The sequence below is a fragment of the Novosphingobium rosa NBRC 15208 genome (genome assembly GCF_001598555.1).
GTDB classification, from domain to species: Bacteria; Pseudomonadota; Alphaproteobacteria; order Sphingomonadales; family Sphingomonadaceae; genus Novosphingobium; species Novosphingobium rosa.
Window position 1 is genome coordinate 173,762 of record NZ_BCZE01000009.1, and the last position, 24,416, is coordinate 198,177.

At 64.9% G+C, this 24,416-nt stretch carries 19 protein-coding genes; 17 read left to right on the forward strand and 2 right to left on the reverse strand.

Annotated elements, in window-relative coordinates:
• Positions 1 to 12: 12 nt before the first annotated feature.
• The 6 genes from benC (at position 13) to SR3_RS04395 (ending at position 7,711) form a co-directional block, all read left to right on the forward strand.
• Entirely contained in the window at positions 13 to 1,035 is a 1,023-nt protein-coding gene (gene benC, locus SR3_RS04370; protein WP_068081234.1) for a benzoate 1,2-dioxygenase electron transfer component BenC, read from the forward strand.
• A complete protein-coding gene (gene benD / locus SR3_RS04375) occupies positions 1,032 to 1,802 on the forward strand; it encodes a benzoate diol dehydrogenase BenD (protein WP_068081239.1) in 771 nt (256 codons plus the stop codon). The genes benC and benD overlap by 4 nt, the downstream gene beginning before the upstream one ends.
• 12 nt (positions 1,803 to 1,814) lie before the next feature.
• Complete coding sequence (gene pcaD / locus SR3_RS04380; protein WP_068081242.1) at positions 1,815 to 2,600, forward strand: 3-oxoadipate enol-lactonase; 786 nt, start codon at positions 1,815 to 1,817, stop codon at positions 2,598 to 2,600.
• A gap of 20 nt (positions 2,601 to 2,620) precedes the next feature.
• Positions 2,621 to 4,084, forward strand: coding sequence for a benzaldehyde dehydrogenase (locus SR3_RS04385; protein ID WP_068081245.1), 1,464 nt, complete (start codon positions 2,621 to 2,623; stop codon positions 4,082 to 4,084).
• Positions 4,085 to 4,311: 227 nt separating this feature from the next.
• Complete coding sequence (locus SR3_RS04390; RefSeq protein WP_068081248.1) at positions 4,312 to 5,853, forward strand: M20/M25/M40 family metallo-hydrolase; 1,542 nt, start codon at positions 4,312 to 4,314, stop codon at positions 5,851 to 5,853.
• 4 nt (positions 5,854 to 5,857) lie between these two features.
• Positions 5,858 to 7,711: a gamma-glutamyltransferase family protein gene (locus tag SR3_RS04395; protein ID WP_157098623.1), complete on the forward strand. Its 1,854-nt coding sequence runs from the start codon at positions 5,858 to 5,860 to the stop codon at positions 7,709 to 7,711.
• Positions 7,712 to 7,836: 125 nt separating this feature from the next.
• On the opposite strand, the gene SR3_RS04400 is transcribed toward SR3_RS04395, so the two are convergent.
• Positions 7,837 to 10,608 (reverse strand): TonB-dependent receptor plug domain-containing protein, encoded by a 2,772-nt coding sequence (locus SR3_RS04400; RefSeq protein ID WP_174549124.1) that lies wholly within the window; start codon positions 10,606 to 10,608, stop codon positions 7,837 to 7,839.
• A gap of 237 nt (positions 10,609 to 10,845) precedes the next feature.
• Here SR3_RS04400 and SR3_RS04405 point away from each other — a divergent pair, with 237 nt between their 5' ends.
• The 11 genes from SR3_RS04405 (at position 10,846) to SR3_RS04450 (ending at position 23,489) form a co-directional block, all read left to right on the forward strand.
• Positions 10,846 to 11,460, forward strand: a complete 615-nt coding sequence (locus SR3_RS04405; protein ID WP_068081256.1) for an RNA polymerase sigma factor — start codon at positions 10,846 to 10,848, stop codon at positions 11,458 to 11,460.
• Complete coding sequence (locus SR3_RS04410) at positions 11,369 to 12,346, forward strand: FecR family protein (protein ID WP_084454906.1); 978 nt, start codon at positions 11,369 to 11,371, stop codon at positions 12,344 to 12,346. Before SR3_RS04405 ends, SR3_RS04410 begins: the two co-directional genes overlap by 92 nt.
• Positions 12,347 to 12,506: 160 nt before the next feature.
• Positions 12,507 to 15,512 (forward strand): amidohydrolase family protein, encoded by a 3,006-nt coding sequence (locus SR3_RS04415; RefSeq protein WP_245653767.1) that lies wholly within the window; start codon positions 12,507 to 12,509, stop codon positions 15,510 to 15,512.
• A 141-nt stretch (positions 15,513 to 15,653) separates the two neighbouring features.
• On the forward strand, positions 15,654 to 15,818 hold the full coding sequence (locus SR3_RS31090; RefSeq protein ID WP_157098624.1) for a hypothetical protein: 165 nt from the start codon (positions 15,654 to 15,656) through the stop codon (positions 15,816 to 15,818).
• Between the two features lie 397 nt (positions 15,819 to 16,215).
• The gene (locus tag SR3_RS04420) at positions 16,216 to 17,535 is read left to right on the forward strand and encodes an APC family permease (RefSeq protein ID WP_068081265.1); all 1,320 of its coding nucleotides are present in this window, start codon (positions 16,216 to 16,218) and stop codon (positions 17,533 to 17,535) included.
• Entirely contained in the window at positions 17,528 to 18,811 is a 1,284-nt protein-coding gene (locus tag SR3_RS04425) for an aspartate aminotransferase family protein (RefSeq protein ID WP_068081268.1), read from the forward strand. The genes SR3_RS04420 and SR3_RS04425 overlap by 8 nt, the downstream gene beginning before the upstream one ends.
• A 5-nt stretch (positions 18,812 to 18,816) precedes the next feature.
• Entirely contained in the window at positions 18,817 to 19,857 is a 1,041-nt protein-coding gene (locus SR3_RS04430) for a phosphotransferase enzyme family protein (RefSeq protein ID WP_084454908.1), read from the forward strand.
• A gap of 88 nt (positions 19,858 to 19,945) precedes the next feature.
• Entirely contained in the window at positions 19,946 to 20,599 is a 654-nt protein-coding gene (locus SR3_RS04435; RefSeq protein WP_068081274.1) for a TetR/AcrR family transcriptional regulator, read from the forward strand.
• A 582-nt stretch (positions 20,600 to 21,181) separates the two neighbouring features.
• Positions 21,182 to 22,096 carry an intradiol ring-cleavage dioxygenase gene (locus SR3_RS04440; protein ID WP_068081277.1) on the forward strand — a complete coding sequence of 305 codons (915 nt, stop codon included), beginning with the start codon at positions 21,182 to 21,184 and terminating at the stop codon, positions 22,094 to 22,096.
• Positions 22,093 to 22,404, forward strand: coding sequence for a Dabb family protein (locus SR3_RS04445; protein ID WP_068081280.1), 312 nt, complete (start codon positions 22,093 to 22,095; stop codon positions 22,402 to 22,404). The genes SR3_RS04440 and SR3_RS04445 overlap by 4 nt, the downstream gene beginning before the upstream one ends.
• Positions 22,405 to 22,412: 8 nt before the next feature.
• The gene (locus SR3_RS04450) at positions 22,413 to 23,489 is read left to right on the forward strand and encodes a maleylacetate reductase (RefSeq protein WP_068081375.1); all 1,077 of its coding nucleotides are present in this window, start codon (positions 22,413 to 22,415) and stop codon (positions 23,487 to 23,489) included.
• 3 nt (positions 23,490 to 23,492) lie between these two features.
• Here SR3_RS04450 and SR3_RS04455 read toward each other — a convergent pair whose 3' ends face one another.
• The gene (locus tag SR3_RS04455; RefSeq protein WP_068081283.1) at positions 23,493 to 24,371 is read right to left on the reverse strand and encodes a LysR family transcriptional regulator; all 879 of its coding nucleotides are present in this window, start codon (positions 24,369 to 24,371) and stop codon (positions 23,493 to 23,495) included.
• Positions 24,372 to 24,416: the final 45 nt, after the last annotated feature.

The following is a 24,416-nucleotide window of genomic DNA, read 5'->3' on the forward strand; positions in this document are numbered from 1 at the left end:
TGGAGAGGATCCATGACCTATCGTATCGCGCTCAATTTCGAGGATGGCGCCACGCGCATGATCGCCTGCAATCCGGGCGAGACGGTGCTTGATGCAGCCTATCGCCATCAGGTGAACCTGCCGATGGACTGCTCCGACGGCGTCTGCGGCACCTGCAAATGTCGCTGCGAGGAAGGCGTCTATGATCTCGGCGACGATTATGTCGAGGATGCGCTGACCGAACAGGAGGCCAGCGAACGTTTGGTGTTGACCTGCCAGATGCGGGTCGAAAGCGATTGCGTGATCGATGTCCCGGTCCCCTCCACGGCCTGCAAGCTGGCGCCCGAGCGCCATGAAGGCACGGTCAGCGCGGTCGAGCAGGTCTCGCCCAGCACGATCCGGCTGGAGCTCAAGCTGGACAAGGCGACGGGCGTGGATTTCCTACCCGGCCAATATGTGAACCTTGCCATCCCCGGCACCAGGGAGGCGCGGGCCTATTCCTTCAGCAGCGCCCCGGGCAGCGATCATGCCAGCTTCCTGATCCGCAACGTGCCTCATGGGCGCATGAGCAGCTGGCTGACCGAAACCGCCAAACCGGGCGACCGGATGAGCTTTGTTGGCCCCAACGGAAGTTTCTTTCTGCGCGCGGCGGTCCGCCCCATCGTGATGCTGGCGGGCGGCACGGGCCTTGCGCCGCTGCTCTCGATGCTGCGCGTGCTGGCGGCCCGGAAGAGCGAGCAGACGATCCGTCTGGTCTATGGCGTCACCCATGACGCCGATCTGGTCGGCCTTGAGGCGATCGAGGCGGCAGGCGCGCAGCTGCCGGGCTTTTCCTATGCCACGGTGGTGGCCGATGCCGCCAGCCAGCACCCGCGCAAGGGCTATGTCACGGCCCATCTGGAACCGGACCATCTCCATGGGGGTGATTGCGACGTCTATCTCTGCGGCCCGCCGCCGATGGTGGAAGCCGTGCGCACCCATTTCCGCGACACCGGCGTCACCCCGGCCAGTTTCCACTATGAAAAATTCGCGGCCAGCGAGGCGGTGCCGGCATGACCTTCCCCAACCGTTTCGCCGGCAAGGCGATCATCGTGACGGGCGCGGCGCAAGGCATCGGCCAGGCCGTGGCCGAGCGCGCGGCGGCGGAAGGCGGCCAGGTGCTGTTCGTGGACCGGGCCGCATTTGTCGAGGAGGTGGCGCGCGATGCGGGCGGCCAGTCCTTCATCGCCGATCTGGAGACGCATGCCGGGGCCGCCGCCGTGGCGGCCCGCGCGCTCGAACGCTTCGGGCGGATCGACATTCTGATCAACAATGTCGGCGGCGCGATCCGCATGCGGCCCTTTGCCGACTTCGAGCCCGGGCAGATCGATGCGGAAATCCGCCGCTCGCTCTTCCCCACGCTCTACATGTGCCATGCGGTGCTGCCTGCCATGCTGCAGGCGGGGAAGGGCACCATCGTCAGCGTGTCCTCCAACGCCACGCGCGGCATCCGCCGGGTGCCCTATTCGGCGGCCAAGGGCGGCATCAACGCCATGACTCAGGCCTTGGCGATGGAATATGGCGAGCAGGGCATCCGCGTGGTCGCCACCGCGCCGGGCGGCACGCAGGCGCCGCCGCGCCGCGTGCCGCGCAATGCCGAGGGCGACAATGCCCGGGAACAGGCGTGGATGGCCGAGGCGGTCGAGCAGGTCACGACATCCACCTTCGTGAAGCGTTACGGCACGATTGCCGAGCAGGCGGCCCCGATCCTGTTCCTCGCCTCCGACGAGGCCAGCTATATCACGGGCTCGGTGCTTCCCGTGGCCGGTGGCGATCTGGGCTGAGGAGCCGTGACCATGGATCATGTGACGCTGGGCGATGGCGCAAGGCTGGCCTATCGCTTCGATGGACCAGCCGATGCCCCGGTGCTGCTGCTGTCCAACTCTCTGGGCACCGACCATGCGATGTGGAACCCGCAGATCGAGGGGCTGACGCGGCATCTTCGCGTGCTGCGCTATGATCAGCGCGGCCATGGCGCTTCGGACGCGCCTGCCGGGGCCTATTCCATGGACCGTCTGGGCCGCGATGCGGTCGAACTGCTCGATGCGCTGGGTCTCGACCGCGTGCATTTCTGCGGCCTTTCGCTTGGCGGCATGGTCGGGCAGTGGCTGGCGGTGCATGCGCCCGGGCGCATCCGCAAGCTGATCCTGGCCAACACCTCGGCCTATATGGGCCCGCCTGCGGGCTGGCAGAGCCGCATCGAGGGCGTGCTGGCTGATGGCATGGCGCCGCTGGCGCAGGCTTCCATCGGGCGCTGGTTCACGCCCGGTTTCGTCAGCGAGGCTCCCGAGGCTGTCGAGCGCATCCGCCAGATGCTTCTGGCGAACAACCCGTCCGGCTATGCCGGTTGCTGCGCCGCCATTCGTGACATGGACCAGCGGGTGACAGCCCATCTCAACCGCTTGCCGACGCTGGTGATCGCCGGCGCGCAGGATCAGGCGACGCCGGTGGAGGCTTCGCGCTTTCTGGTGGATGCCGCCAGCAATGCGCTGCTGCATGTGCTTGAACCTGCCGCGCATCTCTCGAACGTGGAACAGCCCGATGGCTTCTGTTCGGCCATGCTCAATGTTCTGACTCGCTGATCCCAAGAGGAGAATGTCTTATGACGGATTCCGGATTTCTGACGTCCGCACAGCTTGCCGGGCAGTATTTCACCGGGGAATGGGTCACCGGAGACACGGCGGTCGACGCCGTCGAACCGGGGGCCGGCGGACCTCTGGGCAAGGTCGCGATGGTTTCGCCCGGCACGGTGCGCGCCAGCAGCGCCGCCGCGCGCAAGGCGCAGCAGGGCTGGGCCGCAGCCTCCCCCGACGCCCGGGCCGAGGTCTTTCTGAAGGCGCTGGAGATCGGCCGCGCCCATAGCGCGGAGATCATCGACTGGGTGGTGCGCGAAAGCGGTTCGGTGCGGGCCAAGGCGGGGTTCGAGCTGTCCGTCACGCTCAAGTCGATCCAGCTGGCCGCCGCCATGCCGCATCAGGCGCAAGGCCTCGTTCTGCCCAGCGAGCCGGGCCGCACCAGTCTGGCGCGTCGCCGTCCGCTGGGCGTGGTGGGGGTCATCTCGCCCTTCAACTTCCCGCTCTATCTGGCGATGCGCGCGGTGGCGCCGGCCCTGGCGGTGGGCAATGCCGTGGTGCTGAAGCCTGATCCGCGCACCGCGATCTGTGGCGGTCTGGTGATCGCCCGCCTCTTCGAGCTGGCGGGCCTGCCTGTGGGCGTGCTGCATGTGCTGCCCGGCGACGGCGCGGCGGGCGAGGCGCTCTGCACCGATCCCGATGTGGCGATGATCCAGTTCACCGGCTCGACCGGCGCGGGCCGCATGGTGGGCCGCACCGCCAGCGAACATCTCAAGAAGGTCTCGCTGGAGCTGGGCGGCAAGAACGCGCTGGTGGTGCTGGAGGATGCCGATCTCGATCTGGCGGTGAAGAATGCCGCATGGGGCACCTGGCTGCATCAGGGGCAGATCTGCATGTCGGCGGGGCGTGTCTTCGTGCAGCGGTCCATCGTCGAGGAGTTCTCGCGCCGTCTGGCCGAAAAGGCCAGGGCATTGCCCGTGGGTGATCCGAACAGGCCCGATGTCGCCGTCGGTCCGATCATCAATGCGCGCCAGTTCGATCATATCGCAAAGGTCGTCGCGCAGTCGCAGAGTGATGGCGCGCGGTTGCTGGCGGGCGGGCCGGGTGAGAGGCTGTTCTTCAACCCCACCGTGCTGGCGGGCGTGACCCCGCAGATGGCGGCCTACAGGGAAGAGATCTTCGGCCCCGTCGCGGTGATCGTGCCTTTCGATACCGACGAGGAGGCGATCACCATGGCCAATGACACCGAATACGGCCTGTCGGCGGCGGTGATTTCACGCGATGTGGCGCGCGCCATGGCGCTGGGTGACCGGCTGCACGCGGGGCTGCTGCATATCAACGACCAGACCGTCAATGACGATGTGGTCAATCCCTTCGGCGGCGTGGGTGCTTCAGGCAATGGCACCAGCATTGGCGGCCCGGCCAATTGGGAGGAGTTCACCCATTGGCAGTGGGTGACGATCAAGAGCACGCCGCCAGCCTATCCGTTCTGAGCAATCGGCAGCGGATGGCCGGGAGAGGTCGTCCGCTGCGCGAGCCATGATCGGCAGGGGCGGAAACTGGCGCCGCAAATCCGGCTCTGCCGGATTTCCAAACAGTCTCTAAGTCAAATGCCCCACCACCGGCTGCTGGTGGCATACGGGGCTGGCAACGTCCTACCTTATAACGGCAAAACCGGGTCCATCCGGCTTCACCCGGCGTTATCAGTGGGACATGATGCATGCGCTTTTTTCGTTTCCTTTCCGCAAGTTTGCTGGCCGGATGCGCCGTGCTGCCGGCCATGGTGCCCGCGCATGCCGCTGCCGATAAGGGCGGGAATGCCAGCGCGGCGCAGGCGCGGGCCATGCTGCCCGAATTCGTCACCTTCCTGAAGCTGCCCAACGTCATGTTCCAGTCGAGCGCCGACATGCGCCGCAACGCCGATTGGGCGGAAGCGGCCTTCAGGCGTCATGGCTTCACCGCCAGCCAGTTGCCCGATCACGAGACCCCGATGGTCTTCGCGCAATGGGGCAAGGTGGACCCGAAGAAGAAGACCGTGCTGTTCTATGCCCATATGGACGGGCAGGCGGTGTTCCCCAAACAATGGGACACGCCGCCATGGGAGCCGACGCTGCGCCGCAAGCTGCCCGATGGACGCTATGAAACGCTGCCTCTGGAACAGCTGACGCAAGGCGCCATGCCCGATCCGGACTGGCGGCTTTTCGCGCGCTCCTCGGCGGATGACAAGGCGCCGATCATCATGCTGATGGCGGCGATGGACGCGCTGCGTGCCGGTGGCAAAAGCCCCGCCATCAATGTGAAGATCATCATCGATTCCCATGAGGAAGGCGGCCCGCCCACGCTGGATGAGGTGGTGAAGAACAACGCCGCCTTGCTGAAAGCCGATGCGGTGGTGATGCTGGATGGGCCGATGCATGCCAGCAACCGGCCCACGCTGGTCTTCGGCCATCGCGGCGGCACGGGCTTTGCGCTGACGGTCTTCGGCGCGGGCGAGGAGTTGCACAGCGGCCATTACGGCAATTATGCCCCCAACCCCGTCTTTGCGCTGGCCGATCTGCTGTCCGCGATGAAGGATGCCGATGGCAGGGTGACCATTCCCGGTTTTTACGATGGGGTCAGCTTCGATCCCCGAACCAAGGCCGTGCTGGCCGCCGTGCCTGACGATGAGGCGGGTTTGCGCCATCGCCTGGGCATCGCGGCGAACGAAAAGGTCGGCGAGAATTATCAGGAGGCGATGAACTATCCCACGCTCAACGTTTCGGCGATGAAGGCGGGGGAGCCGGACAGCCACCGCTCGGTAATCCCGGCGTCGGCCACGGCCTGGTTCGATCTGCGCACCGTGCCCGCCACGCCGGGCCCGCGTGAGCTGGCGCTGGTGCGCGCATGGGTTGAGAGCAAGGGCTATCATCTGGTGCAGGGCACGCCCACGCCGGAGGAACGCGCCCGCTATCCGCATCTGGCCGCCATCAGCGGCGGCGGGGGGATGGAGGCGTTGATGACGCCTCTGGAAGCTCCCGTGGGCCGCTGGGCCGCCAGCGCCTTGCGCAAGCAGAGCGGGCAGGAGCCGGTCCGCATCCCCATCATGGGCGGCGGCGTGCCGACCGCGCCTTTCTCTCACACTCTGGGGGTGCCGGTGCTGCTGATCCCGCTGGTCAATGCCGATGACAATCAGCATGCCGCCAATGAGAACCTGCGGATGGGCAATTATTTCTACGGCGTCGATGCGCTTTACCGCCTTTTCCTCGAACCTTATGCAGGGTGATCCCATGGAGTCAGGTTTCAGTCGCCGTGCTTTTGGTGCCGCCGCTCTGGCAGGGGGCATTGCCGGAGCCTTGCCCGCCTCGGCGCAGAACGCGCCCGCATCGCCGCCCGAACCCACACGGCTGGTCAGCAAGGGCGAAACGCTGCGGCCCGAGATCGTCGGCCAGTTCGGCATCGTCGCGGCGGGGCGGCATTACGCCTGCGAGGCGGCGATGCGCATGCTGATGGCGGGCGGCAATGCCACCGATGCCGGGGTCGCCGCCGTCTTTGCCGCCGCCGTGACGGAAATCTCGCATTTCGGCTTCGGGGGCGAGGCGCCCACGATCCTTTATGACGCCGCCAGCAACGCGGTTTCGGTCATCAACGGGCAGGGCGTTGCGCCCGCTCTGGCCACGCCAGACACGTTTGCCGAAGCGGGGGTGATCCCCGGCAATGGCCCCAATGGCGGCACGGTGCCTGCGATGGTCGATGCCATGGCGCGGGCATTGCAACTCAATGGCACCAAAAGCCTGCATGAGGTTTTGGAACCGGCCATCGAACTGGCTGACGGCTTCGTGATGTACAACTTTCTGGCCGAGGTCTTTGCCAGCCAGCAGAAGGCGACATCGCGCTACCATTCCGCTTACGAAACCTATTACCCCGGTGGCAAGCTGCCCCGGACCGGGGAGATTTTCCGTCAGCCCAATCTGGCGCGCACCATCCGCAAGTTGGCGGCGGCCAGCAAGGCCGAGATGACCCGTTCCAAGAACCGCAGCAAGGCCATTCAGGCCGGGCGCGATGCCTTTTACAAGGGCGATATCGCGCGGGCCATCGGCGCGGCGATGCAGGCCGATGGCGGGCTGATGCGCTATGAGGATCTGGCGCGCTATCAAGGCAAGGTGGAAAAACCGGTCACCACCGATGTCTTCGGCTACACCGTCTGCAAGGGCGGTTTCTGGAGTCAGGGCCCGGCGCTGCTGATGGCGCTCAACATCCTCGAGGCTGCGGGCATCGCCCGGATGACGCCCGACAGCGACGTCTATCTCCACACCGTGGCCGAGGCGCTGAAGCTGGCCTTCGATGACCGCAATGCCTTCTTTGGCGATCCGGCTTTCGCGCAGGTGCCCGCAAAGGGCCTGCTGTCGAAGGCCTATGCCGCTCAGCGCGCCGGGCTGATCGGCCCGATGGCCTCGCTGGAGCATCGCTACGGCGATCCATGGGCCTTCGAGGGCAGTCCGCGCGGCACGTCCGCCTTCACCCCGCACCGCCTGAAGGCCAGGCCGGGGCAAAGCGCCGACACCACCGCCATCGAGGTGGTCGACCGCCATGGCAATCTCTTCAGCTGCACGCCCAGTTCGGGCTGGCTGCTGGGCGGCGCCTATATCGCGGGCGAGACCGGCGTGCCGATGAGCAACCGCATGACTGTCTTCGATCTCGATCCCGCCAGCCCCAATGTGCTGGCGCCCGGCAAGCGGCCGCGCACCACGCTTTCGCCCAGCATTGTCCTCAAGGAAGGAGCGCCCTTTCTGGCCATCGGCACGCCGGGGGGCGACAATCAGGATCAGCAGATCCTCAACGTGCTGCTGCGCGTGCTGGCCTTTGGCGAGCCCTTGCAGCAGGCGGTGGAGGCGCCGCGCATCAACTCGCTGCATTTCCACGGCTCCTTCTCGATCAAGAAGGACGAGCCCGGAAAGCTGGAGATCGAAAACCGTATCCCGCAGGCCACCCGCGATGCTCTGACGGCGCGGGGTCACAAGCTGGATGTGCTGGGCCCCTATGCCATTTCCACCGGCATTGTGGCGGCGGGAGTGGTGCCGGGCTTTGGCACCTTGCGCGGCGCGGCGGATGTGCGGCGCGAGCGTTACGCCTTCGGCTGGTAAGGCGGCAAAAACACCATAAGCAAAAACAAAGGGGAGCGGTTTGCAAACCGCTCCCAAAACCATGCGCGCCAGCCTTGCGCATGGTGGTCGATCCGGCTTCCCCCGGATCGACCGTTTCAACATCGTCAGAAGCTGAAATTGACGCGCCCGTAATAAAAACCGCCCGAAAAACCGTAGGGCGCATAAGGATTGTACAAGGAGAAGCCCGAGGATTGCAGCGAGACCGGCAGCTTGTCGGGATAGATGTTGAACAGATTGTTGGCGCCAGCGGTCAGCTTGATCCCCTTGGTCAGCTGATAGCCCAGCTCCAGATCGACCAGCGTCTTGGGGCTGACGGTGGCATCGGGCGCTCCGGCATAGGCGGCGGTGCCGGGATAATAGCTGGAGGTCTGGGTGACCGAGCCATAGCGCGTGGCGCGCACCATGGCGCTGACCGGGCCCTTCGTCCAGTTGACGCTGCCGATGATCTTGGAACGCGGCGTGCCCTGCGTGAAATCGCCCTGCCGCGTGCGCCCGATCAGCACCAGACCTGCATTCTTCAGCACATCGGGCAGATCGTCGATATGGGTGAAGATGGTCTTGTTGAGATTGGCCGAAACGCTCAGGTTGAAGCTGCCCAGCTTTGTCTCGGGCACGCGATAGGTGGCCACCACATCCAGCCCGCGGGTGCGGGTGCTGGCGGCGTTGGAGAAATAGAAGCCCCCCGCCGAATTGAGGATCCCCGCCGAGCGCAGCACGCTGAGCACCGTATTGCCCTGCAATGTTTCAGACAGCAGGATACGGTCCTTGATGGCGATCTGATAGGCATCCACCGTCACCGTCAGGCGCGGAATGGCGGTGAAGACCACGCCCACCGAATAGTTGGTCGAGCGTTCGGGCTTGAGCGGCTTGGCCCCCAGCGCAATGGCCGCGGGTGTATCGACCGGCAGGGCCGAAACCGGCAGCAGCACGCCGTTCACGCTGATCGTGCTGGCCGAGGAATAATGCTCCTGCTGCAAGGTCGGCGCGCGGAAGCCGGTGCTGGCCGTGCCGCGCAGGGCAAAGCCGCGCATGGGTTCAAGCCGCAGCGAGACCTTGCCGGTGCTGGTGTCGCCAAAGTCCGAATAATGCTCGTGGCGTCCGGCCAGCCCCAGTTCCACGCCCTGAATGATCTTGCCTTCAAGACTGGCGTAGGCGCTCCAGGCATTGCGCTTCCATGTCCCCGCCGAGGAGGCCGGGAAGCCGTTCACGCCCTGAGAGCCCACCGCGCGCATCACCCCGGCATAGGGCCCGGTGGTCGAGACATAGCCGCCATTGACGTAGGATGTCGGATCGCCCGCACCGATGGTGAAACTGTCGCGGCGGTACTCGGCGCCCACGGCCACCAGCACCGGCTCGACCAGCCCGATGTCGACCGGGCGTGACAGGTCGAGGTTGGTCGTCCATTCGCTGGTGCCCAGCTTGCCGACGTAGAAGGTGGTCGGCCCCGTCGGCCCGAGCGAGACGTTGAGCGCGCTCTTTTCCTCATACTCCACGCGGTCGTCGGAATAGGTGGTGGAAAGGTCGAACTTGATCTGCGCCGGGCCTGTGCCTTTCACCCCCAGCGCGGCCTGATAGTCGTAATCGGTGAGGTAAAGGTGCGGCGAATAGCCGTTGGGGAAGAGTTCGGTGTAATTGGTGTTGGCGGTGGGCGTGCGATAGGTCAGCCAGCCATCGGCCTGACGGATGCTGGCCGTATCGAAGCTGTAGAGCGTGACCGCCTCGCCCACCGGCATCTCGAAGTCGATGGCGCCATTGGCCCCCACCGCGCCGGGCTGGCCGCCCATGTTGGTCCATTGATTGACCAGCGTGTTGATCCCGCTGCGATAGGTATGGCCCTGCGTGTAGGCCTCCGCCGAGAGATGCAGCGTGCCTTCGCCCAGCTTGAACCCCTTGTCGAGCTGCATGCGCCCCTGCGCGCCGTCGCCCGAGCCCGTCGCCCCGCCCAGCAGCGAGGCGCTGCCCGAGGTGTCGTTTTTCAGAACGACATTGATCACGCCCGCGATGGCGTCCGAACCATATTGCGCCGCCGCGCCATCACGCAGCACTTCCACGCGGCCAATGGCGTTCGAGGCGATCAGATCGAGATCCGGCGGCGACTGGCCCGAAACGGTGGCGCCGTTGATGAACATGGTGGCTGTGTTGTGGCGGCGCTTGCCGTTGACCAGCACCAGCACCTCGTCGCTCGAAAGCCCGCGCAGCGAGAGCGTCTTGACCGCGAAGCTGGCGCCCGACCCCGCGCTCGACACGTTGATCGAGGGGACCAGCGTGCCCAGCAGATCGCGGGTGGATTGTTTGCCCGAGGTCTGCAGATCCGCCTTGCCGATCACATCGATCGGCACCGCGCTGCTGGTGACGGTGCGCCCCGTGGCGCGCGTGCCGGTGACGATGATCGTATCGCCGGCATTATCGGCTTTTTCGGGGGCGGGGGCCGGTTCGGGATCGGGCGCGCTCATCGCCACATTGGCGGGCGCCGGGGCCATCATCAGCCTTGTGGGCTGCACGCTGGCCTGAGCGCCATTTGGGGCGCCGATGGGCATCAGCACCACCGCGCCCGATGCCGTCACGCTCATGCGCAGCGGGCGGCCCGCGATCAGCTTTTCCAGCGCCTCGCGGGTGGAGTACCAGCCCTTGATCTCGCCGGCGCGCAGGCTGGAGACCGCCTCGTAACGGAACAGCACCCGCAGGCCGGATTGCTGGCTCAGGCGCAGCAGCGCGTCGTTCATGTCCTGCGCGGGAATGTTGAAGAGATGCGCCTGCCCCAGCGTGCTGGCCTGCGCCTGAGCCAGCGCCGTTGCGCAAAGCCCGGGCGTGGCGCAGCCCAGTGCCGAGACCAGCAGGGCCGAGCGGATAAGTCTGATGGATTGGAGCGATCGCATGATGAGTGTCCCCCTGATATGATCGGCAAAAGCGCGCCATGCGGACCTCTCGTCCGGCGGGCGCTCATGAACTGGCATGCATCCGGTGAGACGAAGCTTGGGCAGGAGACCGCCAGTGCGCGAAGTGGGGCATTTGACTTAGAGGGGCTGACCGGCAGTCTGGTTACTCTCCCGCCGCACAAAGGAAAAACGTTGGAAGAGCGATGATCTGGCTGGCCACCAAGAGCGGGGGCGCCAATGGAGGATCTTCATGCCAAGCTGGAATGGTTCGAGAGGGATATTCTTCCTCACAGCCCCGTTTTGCGCTCACGCCTGCGCAAGCTGAAGGGCGCCGGGGAGGATCTGGACGATCTGGTCTCCGAGGTGCTGACCCGCGCCTATGCCAATTCGCGCTGGCAGCAGGTGAGCAATGGCCGCGCCTATCTCTTCACCATCGCGCGCAACCTGCTGGTGGACAGCGCCAGGCGGCAGAAGGTGGTGGCTTTCGATTCCATCGTCGAGTTCGAGGCGTTGCAGAGCAGCTATGATTTTTCCGCCCATCTGTGCGCCCGCGATCAGCTGCGCAAGCTGCAGCCGGTGCTGGATGGCCTGCCGCCGCAACCGCGCCGGGTCTTCGTGGCGCGGCGTCTGCATGAAAAATCGCTGGCGCAGATAGCGGAAGAGATGGGCTTGTCCGTCTCAACGGTTGAAAAACACTTGGGCGTTGCGCTGGCCGCCTTTATGAGGGCGCTCGCTCAGCAGGAACAAGAGGTGATCAGCGTTGGAAAGCAGCCCGACAGCGCCGCTTCGACAGCACGAGGAGGAGGCAATCCGCCATCTGCTCGCGTTGGAGAACGGGGGCAGCGAGGCTGACCGCAGCGCCGCCGAGCGCTGGATCGCGCAATCTCCTGAACATGCCGTGGCCTTTGCCCGCGCTCGTCAGGCCTGGCGCGCCGCCGCCGGGCTGGATGCCGAGCCCGAGGTGCCCGGCGCGGATCTGGCCAACCGCCAGCCGGGGGTCAGCCGCAGGGGCGTTCTGCTGGGCTCGGCAGGCGCCCTGGGTCTGGTTCTCGCGGGCGTGGCGGGGGACTGGTTTTTCCTTCACCGCCAGCTGCTGACCACCCGCATCGGTGAAATTCGCGCGGTGGACCTGCCCGATGGTTCGCATGTCGTCCTCAATTCCGACACGGTGGTGGAGGTGGCCTACACGCGGGAACGGCGCAGGCTGAAACTCAAGCGTGGCGAGGCCTTTTTCGAGGTCGCCCACAATCCCGCCCGTCCTTTCGATGTCGAGGTGGGCGAAACCATGCTGCGCGCTCTGGGCACAGCCTTCAATGTGCGCGACCGGGGCGCGGTGGTGGAGCTGACGGTCTCGCATGGCGTGGTGGGCGTGCGTGAGGGGCAGGCCGCGCTGCGCAAGGTGCCGGCGGGCAATTTCGCGATCATCCATCCCGATGCCGTGGCGGTGGCCAGCTATGATGCGGCGGGCCTTTCGCAAAAGACGGCCTGGCGCGAGCATGTGATCGAGCTGAACGGCGATTCCCTGGCGCAGGCGGTGGAGGAGTTCAACCGCTATCGCGCGCATCCCATCGTCATCGGTGACCAGCGCGTGGCGGCGCTGCGGGTGGGCGGCCGTTTCCAGACCAATGAATCCGCCCAGTTCATCGAGGGGCTGGAACAGTCCATGCCGGTGCGCGCCGTGCGCGATGCCGATGGCGGCGTGCTGCTGCTTTCCAGCGACGAGATTGCCCAGCCCTGATCTCGGCCTCCGCGCATCAAGAGCCACGCGGTTAAAAAAGTGAGATTTTGCTGCTGATTGGGGCGGGGGTTCTTCCCGTCTCATTCGTCTACCCCGGTACAGCATCCTGTCCCGGCGCTTCTCTGCGATGCCGCGTCAGGCCCTATCGGAGATGAAGCGCATGAAGGCTGACAAGGGCAAAAAGGTTGGCATGGGGGTGATCCGGGCCCTGTCTGTGGGCGCTCTGGCGCTGGCCACCACCTCGCTTGCTTCTGCCGCCGCGCCCGCCAATCCCCCGCCGCCCGGCAAGGGGGTGACGCAGGCCTTCGATGTCCATGCGGGCACCTCCTATTCGGTTTCGGCCTCGCCCGACGGGCAATGGCTGGCCTTCGATCTGCAAGGCACCCTGTGGGTCGTCTCCGCCAAAGGAGGCGAGGCGCGGCGGATCACCGATTACTACAGCGACGCCCATCTGCCGGTCTGGTCGCCCGATGGCGCGCGGCTGGCCTATTACGCCTATCGCGACGGCGACTACGATCTCTGGACCATCCGCCCCGATGGCAGCGATGCCCGCCAGCTGACCCATGGCGAGGACGATGACCGCGATCCGGCCTGGTCGCCCGACGGCAAGACCGTGGCCTTCGCCTCGGACCGCGACGGCAGCTATGATATCTGGGCGGTCGATGTCGTCAGCGGCGCCACGCGGCAGATCACCAGGGGCGCGCGGGAAGACCGGGCTCCCTCATGGAGCGCCGATGGCCAGACTCTGGTCTTTTCGGGCATGACGGGCACGCAGAGCGCCATCTATGCGGTGCCCGCTTCCGGCGGCGAGCCGACCACGCTGCACAATGCTCCGGCGGGCGCCCATTATGATGCGCCGTCCTACGGCCCCAAGGGCGAACTGACCTATGTCAGGCTGGACAGTGCGGGCAGTCATCTGGATGTCGACGGCAAAGCCGTCAGCGGCAAGGAGAATGTCTTTCCCTTCCATGTCAGCTGGCAGGGGGGCAATGGCTATTACATCTCCGATGGCCTGATCCGCCGCCGCAAGGGCAGCACCGTGACGACCGTGCCCTTCAGCGCCCGGCTTGAAGTGACGAAGCCCGACTACATTCGCGCCAAACGCGATTTCACCTCCACCGAGCCGCGCCGCGTGCTGGGGATCGATCATCCCACCCTGTCGCCCGATGGTCAGCAGATCGGCTTTGCCGCTCTGGGCGATCTCTGGGTGGTGTCCTCGCAAGGCGGCAAGCCGCAGCAGCTGACCCATGACGCCGCGCTGGAGGCCGATGCCGCATGGTCGCCGGACGGCAAGTTCCTGGCCTATACCTCGGACAAGGGCGGGGGCCTGCCGCAGCTGTGGCTCCGCGATATGGCGACGGGGCAGGACCGCCAGCTCACCAGCATCACCGATCAGCCGCTGGGCGCGGCATGGTCGCCCGATGGCAGGCGCATCGCTTTCCTCAGCACCGATGGCCGCTGGGGCGTGGCCGGGCTGGAGGTGGTGGATGTGGCCAGCGGTGTGGTCACCCGTCTGCAACCCTCGCTGGGGCAGCCGGGCAAGCCGACATGGTCTGCCGATGGCCGCTATGTGGCGCTTGGCCTGTCGAAGGCCTTTTCCGCCAGCTTCCGCGAAGGGCGCAACCAGATCTGGATGGTGCCCGCCGATGGGAAGGGCAAGCCGTTCTGGCGCGATGCAGACCCGCTCGCCTCGCTCGACACGCGTGGCGGCGGCGGACCGGTGTGGTCGCCGGACGGGCAGAAGATGGCGGCCATTCAGGAGGGGCTGCTGAAAGTCTGGCCGGTGAGCGGCGATGGCACAAGGCTGGGGCCGTTGCGTTCCTACACCTCGGAAATCTCGCATTATCCGACATGGAGCGGGGATTCCCAGAGTCTCCTCTATCAGGCCGCGGACAAGCTCAAGATCGTGAACATCGCCACCGGCGCCATCCGCGAGGTGCCGCTGGACTTCACCTATCGCTTCGACAGGCCCGCCACGAAAATCGTCATCCATGCCGGCCATCTGGTCGATGCCGTGCATGATGTGACCCAGGTCGACAAGGACATCGTGATCGAGAGCAATCGCATCGCGGCGATCAGGGATCACGATCCGAAAAACTATGCGGGCGCCGACAAGGTGATCGAGGCCCCCAACCTTACCGCCATTCCCGGCCTGATCGAACATCACGCCCATAATCAGAAGGATTTCGGCGCGAACCTCCATCTGGCCTGGCTGGCCTATGGCATCACCACAGTGCGCGATCCCGGCAACCAGCCCTATGACGGCATCGAGGACCGCGAGGCGAGCGAGTCGGGCGTGCGGATCGGCCCGCGCATCTACACCACCGGGCCGCTGCTGGAATGGCGGCGGGTCTATTACCGCATGGGCGTGGCCGTGAGCAGCCCGGCGCATCTGGAGCGCGAGCTCGACCGGGCGCGGGCACTGCATTACGATCTGGTCAAAAGTTATGTGCGCATGACCGATCTGCAGCAGCGCCGTCTGGTGGAGGCCGCGCATGAGATGGGCGTGCCGGTGGCGACCCATGAAATCTTCCCCGCCTCCTACACGGGCGTGGACAACACCGAGCATCTGGGCGCCACCAGCCGCCGGGGTTTCTCGCCCAAGCAGGCGCCGCAGGGGCGCGCTTACGAGGATGTGATCCAGCTGTTCGGCCGCAGCGGGCGCACGCTGACGCCGACCAACTTCGGCGCGATCAATGCCTTCCTCACCAAACATCCCGAGGCGCGCAGCGATCCGCGTCTGGCTTTCTATCCCGAATGGGCGCGCGAAACACTGACCAAGGGCGAGGCCTTGCCGCCCGCCTTGCTCAACATGCAGGCGGGGCAACTGGCAGCGCTGAAAGCGGTCAGCGATGCCGGGGCGCTGGTGGTGGCGGGCACGGATACGATGATCGCGCCCAATCTGCATGCGGAGATCGCCTCCTATGTCGCGGGCGGGCTGACGCCATTTCAGGCCTTGCAGACCGCCACCGCCAATCCGGCCAAGGCGCTTAACCTCGATGCCGGCACGCTGGAGGCGGGAAAGCTGGCGGATATCGTGCTGATCGACGGCGATCCGCGCAAGGATATCGCCGCGACATACCGGGTGAAGCAGGTGATCGCGAATGGTCGCCCCTATACGGTGGAGGACCTGCTGGCCAAGGCGCAGCGAAAGGCGGAAAAATGACCGTCGCGCTGTGTGGCGAGCCAACCGATGCGACAAGGTGGCATCGGCGCGGGAGGCCTGACGCTCGCGCTTCCGCACGCTTTTTGAGCCCGGTGATCTGATCTGCCTCGGTGCCATCCTGCTGCCGAAATGGACCTTGTGATGCTCGATAGCGTGTCTGCCGTCGCCTGCGTCGTTCTGGCGGTGGTCATGTCCGGCATGTCGAACGGCGGTTTTGCCGGGGTGGGCGCGCTCTCGAAGCCGGGGATGGTCGGCAGGGCGGTCGAGGTCTGCTGGCCGGTGCTGTCGACAGGCAGCACCGCGTAGCCGATCCAGCTGCGATCGCGCGAGCAGTGGACGGTGATCCCGCTACGCAAAACCGGTCGAAAGATGATGCCTGAAGACCGCCTGCGCCAGACCGGTGACAGCATATCACCCAGCATATCGGGCCCGATCGCCAGCGGCGAGGTCCGCACCGTGGCATCTGCGAACTGGCCATCCTGAGCGCAGAGCTTGCGCTTCGCGAACCGCGCCTTCGATGCCTCGCGGTATCTGAGCCTTCATGTCCGAAGTATCGCAACCGGACCGGCCATGGCTGGTCTTGCAAGATCGGCTGCGAAAATCACGCCGGTTGGCATGCGGAAATGCTCTTGACCTCACATCACCAATAATCGACTATGGTCGAGTTTAATCGACGCTCGATCGGGTCAATGGAGGGGGAGCAGTGGGCTTGAAGCGCTCGACATTGGGGTGGCCCCACATCGCGGGGCTGGGAATCTCGCTGGTGGTGGCTGGGCAGTTTTCGGGCTGGAATTATGGGTTGGCGGCAGGCTGGGGCAACATGGTCGCTGCAACCGGGCTGATGGCTTTGTTTTGCTTTGGCCTTGCCTTGTGTGTTGCTGAACTGGCTGCGGCACGGCCTCATGCCGGCGGGCTTTACACCTATTGTCAGGAAGCCTTCGGCGATGTGACGGGTTATGTCGTAGGCATCGTGATTTTCGCCGCGCTTGCCATCAGCACAGGCGCCGCTGCGACCTTTATTGCGGCCTACAGTCAGAACGTTCTGGGGTTCGGCGGCTTTCCGCTCAAGGTTCTGCTCTTTCTGAGCATCGCAGGGCTGCACTTGCGCGGAGCCGGGGAAGCGATGCGCTGGATGGTCGGAGCCGGACTGCTATCGCTTCTGTGCATCCTGATTTTCCTGGCGGCCATGGCGCCCCATTTTTCTCCCTTGCACCTCACATCCCCGCACTATCCGATCGGTTTGACCCCCGGGGGCGTGTTTTCCTGCGTTCCCTTCGGAATCTGGCTGTTCATTTCGGTGGAGCAAACCGCCGCCGCTTCGGAAGAGGTTGAGGATCCCGCCAGAACCATTCCGCGCGGTATGATCGCCGCCATCGGGGTGCTCCTGTCGACCGCGATGGGTATTTTGCTGCTCGCGGCGGGCGGAGGAGGCATCGGGCAAATCGCACATGCCGATGATCCGCTCTATGCGGCGCTTGTCAGCCCTTTGGCTGGCAATGGCCATTCCCATGTTGCGATGCTGGTCGGGCTTGGCGGCATCATGGGGCTGCTGGCCACCATGTTCTCCCTGATCTACTCGGCTTCGCGCCAGCTTTACGCGCTTGCACGCGATGGGCATCTGCCCGCCTTTGTTGCGCGCACCAATGATCGCGGGGCGCCCCGGATCACGGTGCCGATCGTCGCGGCCATCGGCATCTGCACCTCCATGGCGGCTCCCGAGCGCATCATGCTTTGCGTGGTTCTGGCCCTCACAGCGTCCTATATTGTCCTGTTGGCGGCCTTCATCCGGCAGCGCACATGCGAGCCGCATCGCCATCGTCCTTTCCGCGCCTGGGGCGGACGCGTCACCGCCCTCCTGTGCATCGCGCTGGCCATGCTGGTGCTGTCGGCCTGCTTTCAGGCGGACACGCTGATCGTCAAAGCCTTCCCCCTGTTCATCATCCTTGCCTTGCTGGTTCGCGCCCTGACCGGATTGCGACCGGATGCGGCAACTGGTCCTGAAGAAAGCCTCGCTGATGTCTGATACCGAAAACCTTCTGCAACGCCGCTATCAGGTGCTGGGGAGGAACGCCCCGCTCTTCTATGAACGCCCGCTTCACCTCGTCGAAGGCAAGGGGGTGTGGCTGCGGGACGCGGAGGGCCGCTCCTACCTCGACGTTTACAACAATGTGCCCTGCGTGGGGCATTGCCATCCCCATGTCGTGGAGGCGATCGCGGCGCAGGCCGGGACACTCAATCTGCACACCCGCTATCTGCACGATCGGATCGTGACTTATGCCGAGCGCCTGACGGCCACCTTCGCCGAGCCGCTCGACACGGTGATGTTCACCTGTTCGGGCACCGAGGCGAATGAGCTGGCGCTGCGGCTGGCGCGCTACCTCACGGGCGGAACGGGGATTATTGTCAGCGATTTCAATTATCACGGCAATTCCCAGACTTTGGCTTCTCTTACAACTTGCATGCCGACGCCCGAAGCCTTTCCCGATTTTGCGCGGGCGATACGCATCCCCGATCCGGCCCGGGACCGGCAGGGGCGCAGCGATGCGCAACTGGTCGAGGCCCATCTGGGGCAACTGCGCCAGGCGATTGCGGACATGCATGCGCGCGGCATCAAGATCGCAGCGCTGCTGATCGATACGCTTTTCGCGAATGAGGGGCTGCCCGCCCGCCTGCCAGGCTATGTGGAGCAGGCCGTGGCTCTGGTTCGTGAGGCCGGCGGCCTGTTCATCTGTGATGAAGTGCAGGCCGGTTTCGCCCGCACCGGAGACGCGATGTGGGGTCATCAGCTGGCCGGGGTCGTGCCGGATATCGTCACGCTGGGCAAGCCGATGGGCAATGGCCATCCGGTTGCGGGGCTGGTGACGCGGCGTGAATGGGTGGATGATTTCGGTCACGCGGCCAATTATTTCAACACGTTTGGCGGCAATCCGGTGTCGGCGGCGGCAGGGCTTGCCGTGCTGGAGGTGATCGAGCGCGAGGCTCTGATGGAAAACAGCCGCAAGGTCGGTGCCTATGTCCGCGCCGGGCTGGAGCGGTTGCAGCGCAAGCATGACATCGTCGATAATGTGCGCGGCCAAGGCCTGTTCTTCGGTCTTGAACTGATGCGCCCCGGGGCGCCCGCGCAGCCAGCCCCGGCAGAAACCCGCCGCCTGATCAATGTGATGCGCGATCGAGGCATTCTGATGAGCCGGATCGGCCGGGATGACAACATCCTGAAAATGCGCCCGCCCCTGGTGTTCTCCATCGAGAATGCGGACCTTTTGCTCTCCACGCTGGACGATGCGCTCGGCAGTCTTTGAAAGTCATGAATGTGAACGATTTTTACCAATTGCCGGATGTCGATCAGGCGCATTTGCTCACCGGTCTTGCCACGGCGGCTCTGGCGCGATGGGATGGCGATTTCACCGCCCCGCAGCTGGTCAAATTCCGCGAGAATGCGGTGTTTTCGGTCCATCGCGCCGATGGCGCCCGCTTTGCGTTGCGCATTCACAGGCATGCCTATCACAGCGACGAGGCCCTGCATTCGGAGTTGCGCTGGATGAGCGATCTCGCTCTGGCGGGGATCGCGGTGCCGCCGATCATCCCGATAGCGGATGGCAGTCTGTTCGTGCATGTCGGAGCGCCGGGCGTGCCCGAGATGCGGCAGGTCGATATGCTGGCGTGGCTGCCGGGCGCACCGATCGGCTCGTCGGAAGAAGGGCTGTCCTGCGCCGACAGCTCCAGCCTGGGGCTTTATCACGCGGTGGGGCGACTGGCCGGGCAGTTGCACAATGTCAGCACGGCCATGGCCTTTCCCTTGCCTTTCACCCGCCATCGCTGGTGCGCCAAGGGCTTGCTTGGCGAAGACCCGCTGTGGGGGCGCTTCTGGGATATGGGGCTGCTCACCGCAGCGCAGCGGGCGCTGCTGCTCACGGCCAGCGAAGAGGCGCGGATCGATCTGGCCGCGCTTGGCGAGCCGGAGGGGCTGTTCGGCATGATCCATGCCGATTTCGTGCCGGAAAATCTGCTGGGTGACGGAGATCGCCTGCATCTGATCGATTTCGATGATTCAGGCTTTGGCTGGCATATGTTTGAACTGGCCACGGCGCTTTATTTCATCCTCGACGAGCCTGATTATCAGGCGCTGCGCGATGCCCTGTTCGCGGGCTATCGCAGCGCGCGGCCCTTGTCCGCGGCGGATGAGGCCATGTTGCCGCTGTTCCTCTTTCTGCGGGGCACCACCTATCTGGGCTGGCTGCAGACCAGGCCGGAAACACAAACCGCAAAGGAACTCGGGCCGATGATCGTGGCGCGCGGCTGCGCTCTGGCCTCGGCCTATCTGGAGGCGCGGGCGGTTGTGGCTTGATCCTGCGACCATCCGCATTTTGAGTTGATCCGGCAGGCCGGTGAGCGATAGGGGAGACTTCTTTCGCAGGATCACGCGGCTTGAGAATATGACGGCGACCCGAACACGCAAAAGCGGTACTCAGGCGCGGGGGCGCGCACGCCGCCAGGCTTTGCTGGAAGCGGCGCGCTCCATGCTCGACGAGCGGATGCTCAATGAGATCGAGCTGTCCGACGTCGCGGCTCTGGCCGGGATTCCCAAGAGTTCCGCCTATCATTTCTACGGCGATATCCATCAGCTCTATGCCGAGCTGGCCACGCTTCAGGATGAAGAGCTGAACCAGTTGCTGACCCGGCCACTGGCGCCGCTGGAAAGTTGGGAAGCGATCGTCTCTGCGCTGATCGACCGCGCTGCCGCCTATTTCCTCGACAATGTTTCGGCGCAGCAGCTGATGTTCGGCGCGTTTTCGCCTCCTGATATCAAGCGGTCCAGCCGCAACGCGGATATCGCCCATGGCGGCGTGTTCGAGGCTCAGATCGATCGGCAATTCGTGTTGCCCGCAATGCCCCGGCGCGACCGGATTTTCTTTCGTGCTGTCGAGGCCATCGATCTGATGTTCGGCCTCTCGCTGATCGAGGAGGGGCGCTTGACCGGCGACATGATCGCCGAGGCCAAGACGATCGCCTGCGCCTATCTGGGGGTCTATATCCCGCGCCTGCTGCCGCTCCGGCCCGAGGGCGAGGCGGTGACGACGACGCCCTGAAGCGCAGGGTGCCGCATCTGGGGGATCAAGAGGGGCAGGCGACCGCGTCGCGGGAACGCCGGTCGAGCGCGATGAGACCGGCGGGAGCAGCAGGGTGGCGATCACATTGACCGCCACCGCCGGCATGGCGGGCGATGTCAGCCCGCCCCTTTCGGTCAGGCTGCCGAAGATCTCGGGGCCCAGCGCATAGGGGACGAGCGGTATCTCCATCCCGCTTTGCACCCTGCTCAGCCCGACCTTGACTGCCTTGCGCTCGGCAAAGCCATAGGCGCCGCCATAGATCGGGAAGGCCATGGTTCATGCAAGTTCCCTTCCCCTGAAATCCGGAATGGGCGGTCCATCAACAAAGTCTATGGGTGCCAAGTCTAAAATCGACTCTGGTTTGGTTTGATGTGATGGAGGGTGGATGCATGTCGCACGGCAACAAGCATAAGGATGGGAAGCCCGTCGACGTTCAATGCGCTTTTTTTCGCATTTTGCAGACCAGCTTTCCAATTCCGGTCTTCTCTCGCGGCAGTCGCAGGGCCTACCACGCAGGGGGCGCTCATGGGGGTGAGCATTCAAGGTTTTCCGAGGATATCCATGGCACATCAGAACACGCCAACGTCCGGGTCGCATTCGGGCTATTTCGATGAACACCGATCCGCAGACGTGGTCAATGACCGCATGGCAGGAGCCGGAAACGAAAGGCTGCGCGACGTGATGGGGGCGCTGGTGCGCCATCTGCATGCCTTCGTGAAAGAGGTCGAGCCGACGCATGAGGAATGGTTGGCTGGCATCGATTTCCTCACCCGCACGGGTCATATGTGCAGCGAGTGGCGGCAGGAATTCATTCTCCTGTCGGATGTATTGGGTGTCACCATGCTCGTCGATGCGATCAATCATCGTCGCCCCTCAGGTGCCACACCCAACACCATTCTGGGCCCCTTCTATATTCCGGGCGCGCCGGAATATCCGAATGGCGCCACGATCAATCTCGATGGGAAGGGGGAGCCTGCCGTCATTCGCGGTCGCGTCACCGATGTTGATGGCAACCCTGTTTCCGGCGCCGTGCTTGAGGTCTGGCAGACCAGCAACGATGGCTTTTATGACGTGCAGCAGCCCGACCTTCAGCCGCCTCACAATCATCGCGGGATCTTCCGCACCGATGCCAATGGGCACTATTGGTTCAGGACCGTCAAGCCGCGCTTTTATCCCATTCCCGATGACGGGCCGGTGGGGCAATTGCTGGGCGCGATCGGGCGCCATCCCAACCGCGCGGCGCATCTGCATGTCATCGTCACCGCACCGGGTTTCGAGCAGGTCATCACCCATATCTTCACCCCTGACTGCCCCTATCTGAACGAGGATACGGTGTTTGGCGTCAAGCAGGATCTGGTCGCCACCTTCCGCAGCGTGGAGGATCAGGATCTTGCCGCTGAGCTGGGCATGCAAGCGCCCTTCCTTCTGGTCGACTGGGACTTCTCTCTGGCGGCTTTGCAGGGAGAGGCTGCGTGATCCGGCACATCGTCATGTGGGACGTGCGTGGCGACACGCCGGAGGAGAAGGCTGGCGCAGCTGCCCATATCAAGGCCGGCTTCGAAGCCCTGACCGGCAGAATTCCCGGCCTGCTCACGCTGGAGATCGGCATCGGTCGCAGTCGTATCGACTATGCCTGCGACCTTGTGCTCCAGAGCGAATTCGAGAGCTGGCAGGCCTTGGAAGCCTATGCAACGCATCCTGAGCATCTGCGCCTGCGCGATGCCGTCGCAGGTCTTCGCATTGCCCGGCATCAGGTCGATTACGCCGTCGAGACGGTGGATTGAGCCGGACCATGGAGGTTGATTTGACGCAATTTACCTATGCCGCCCATGCCGCCCGGGTGATCTTCGGTCGCGGATGCCTGTCCTCGCTCCCGGCGGAGGTGGAGGCGTTGGGAGCGCGGCGTGCCATCGTGCTTTGCACCCCGATGCAGCGGGCTGAGGGCGAGCGGATTGTCGATTTGCTGGGACCGTTCGGCGCCGGGCTGCATGATGGAGCGCAGATGCATGTGCCCATCGAAAGCGCGCGTGAAGCGCGGGCGGTTGCAGCCCGGCTGGGAGCCGATTGCGCGGTGGCGATCGGTGGCGGCTCGACCATCGGTCTGGGCAAGGCCATCGCGCTGGAGTCGGCTTTGCCGATCATCGCCGTGCCCACCACCTATGCCGGTTCGGAGATGACCCCGATCTATGGCATGACCGAAAATGGGCTGAAGACCACCGGCAAGGACAGCCGCGTTTTGCCCCGCACGGTGCTATACGATCCCGATCTGGCGGACAGCCTGCCCTTGCCGCTGTCATTCGTCAGCGGGATGAATGCCATCGCTCATGCGGCGGAGGGGCTCTATGCCCGCGATGGCAATCCGGTGATGAGCCTGATGGCCGAGGAGGGCATCAGGGCGATGGCGTCCGGCCTGAAGGGGCTGGCCGATCCGGCAGGCATGAAGAATGCGCGGACCCAATGCCTTTATGGGGCATGGCTGTGCGGCACGGTGCTTGGCCATGTCGGCATGGCGCTGCACCATAAGCTTTGCCACACGCTGGGTGGCAGTTTCAATTTGCCGCATGCTGAAACCCATACGATCATCCTGCCTCACGCGCTGGCCTATAATGCCTGCGCGGCGCCTGATGCGCTGGCGCGGATCGGGCGGGCAATCGATACGGAGGATGCGCCAAGGGGTCTTTACGATCTGGCTGGCGCCCTTGGCGCGCCGATGGCTCTGCGTGATCTGGGGATGAAGGAAGGCGATCTGGAGCGCGCCTGCCATATCGCCTTGTCAAACCCCTATTGGAACCCCCGCCCGCTGGAGGCCGAGGCGCTGCAGGCCTTGCTGCGCCGGGCATGGGAAGGCGCGCCTCCCGAGCGCGACTGAATCTCAAGGCTCCTCGCCAAAGGCTGCCTGCCCAATGGTGCGGAAGGTTTCGATCAACTGACGCTGATCGGACCGGCGCTGGCTCAGGATGACGGGCGAGTTGGCCTCGGCCTCCAGAAAGGGCGTGTAGGCGATATCGCTGCGCAGGCTGTTGCGCAGCGATTCCGGCACGATCGCCACGCCCGCGCGCGCCGCCACCAGACCAAGCGCGGTCTGCACTTCGCGCACCTCGATCAGACGGCCGGGGCGGATTCCCTTGTCGGCCAGCAGCCCCAGCACCTGATCGGCGTAGGAAGGGCGAGGCACGCTCGGATAGACGATCAGCACCTTGCCGGAGAGATCGGCCAGCGTGGCCTTGCCCGCTTCGGCGCCCGGCTCCGCTGGCGTGGCCAGCACCAGCGGTTCCGCATAGAGCAGGGTGCGCTGGATATCCGCATCCTCGATCCGCAGACGGCCGAGCCCGGCATCGATCCGGCCTTCTTTCAGCGCCGCCACCTGCTCCACCGTGGTCAGCTCGACCAATTCGACATCGATATGGGGGCAGGCGTCGCGAAAGGCCCGGATCATGCGCGGCATCGCGCCCTGCATGATCGAGCCGACCACGCCGATCGCGAAGCGTGGCGACGACATGTGATGCATGCTCTGCGCCAGCAGATCGACCTGCGCCAGGATCTGCCGCGCCTGATCGGCAAAGAGCCTGCCCGCATCGGTCAGCAGCACGGGGCGTGTGTTGCGTTGCAAAAGCTGCACGCCCATCTCGACCTCAAGATCGCGAATCTGGCGGCTGAGCGGGGGCTGCGAAACACCCAGCACGCGGGCCGCCCGCGTGAAGTTGCGTGTTTCGGCCACAGCCATGAAATATCGCAGGTGGCGCAGCTCCATAATGCCTCAAAGGTATCAAAGAAGACCGACATAGTCTTTCCATCG

Coding starts and splice junctions, on each gene's coding strand:
- benC (WP_068081234.1), top strand. CDS start 13: ATGACCTATCGTATCGCGCTCAATTTCGAGGATGGCGCCACGCGCATG.
- benD (WP_068081239.1), top strand. CDS start 1,032: ATGACCTTCCCCAACCGTTTCGCCGGCAAGGCGATCATCGTGACGGGC.
- pcaD (WP_068081242.1), top strand. CDS start 1,815: ATGGATCATGTGACGCTGGGCGATGGCGCAAGGCTGGCCTATCGCTTC.
- SR3_RS04385 (WP_068081245.1), top strand. CDS start 2,621: ATGACGGATTCCGGATTTCTGACGTCCGCACAGCTTGCCGGGCAGTAT.
- SR3_RS04390 (WP_068081248.1), top strand. CDS start 4,312: ATGCGCTTTTTTCGTTTCCTTTCCGCAAGTTTGCTGGCCGGATGCGCC.
- SR3_RS04395 (WP_157098623.1), top strand. CDS start 5,858: ATGGAGTCAGGTTTCAGTCGCCGTGCTTTTGGTGCCGCCGCTCTGGCA.
- SR3_RS04400 (WP_174549124.1), bottom strand. CDS start 10,608: ATGCGATCGCTCCAATCCATCAGACTTATCCGCTCGGCCCTGCTGGTC.
- SR3_RS04405 (WP_068081256.1), top strand. CDS start 10,846: ATGGAGGATCTTCATGCCAAGCTGGAATGGTTCGAGAGGGATATTCTT.
- SR3_RS04415 (WP_245653767.1), top strand. CDS start 12,507: ATGAAGGCTGACAAGGGCAAAAAGGTTGGCATGGGGGTGATCCGGGCC.
- SR3_RS31090 (WP_157098624.1), top strand. CDS start 15,654: ATGCTCGATAGCGTGTCTGCCGTCGCCTGCGTCGTTCTGGCGGTGGTC.
- SR3_RS04425 (WP_068081268.1), top strand. CDS start 17,528: ATGTCTGATACCGAAAACCTTCTGCAACGCCGCTATCAGGTGCTGGGG.
- SR3_RS04430 (WP_084454908.1), top strand. CDS start 18,817: ATGAATGTGAACGATTTTTACCAATTGCCGGATGTCGATCAGGCGCAT.
- SR3_RS04435 (WP_068081274.1), top strand. CDS start 19,946: ATGACGGCGACCCGAACACGCAAAAGCGGTACTCAGGCGCGGGGGCGC.
- SR3_RS04440 (WP_068081277.1), top strand. CDS start 21,182: ATGGCACATCAGAACACGCCAACGTCCGGGTCGCATTCGGGCTATTTC.
- SR3_RS04450 (WP_068081375.1), top strand. CDS start 22,413: ATGGAGGTTGATTTGACGCAATTTACCTATGCCGCCCATGCCGCCCGG.
- SR3_RS04455 (WP_068081283.1), bottom strand. CDS start 24,371: ATGGAGCTGCGCCACCTGCGATATTTCATGGCTGTGGCCGAAACACGC.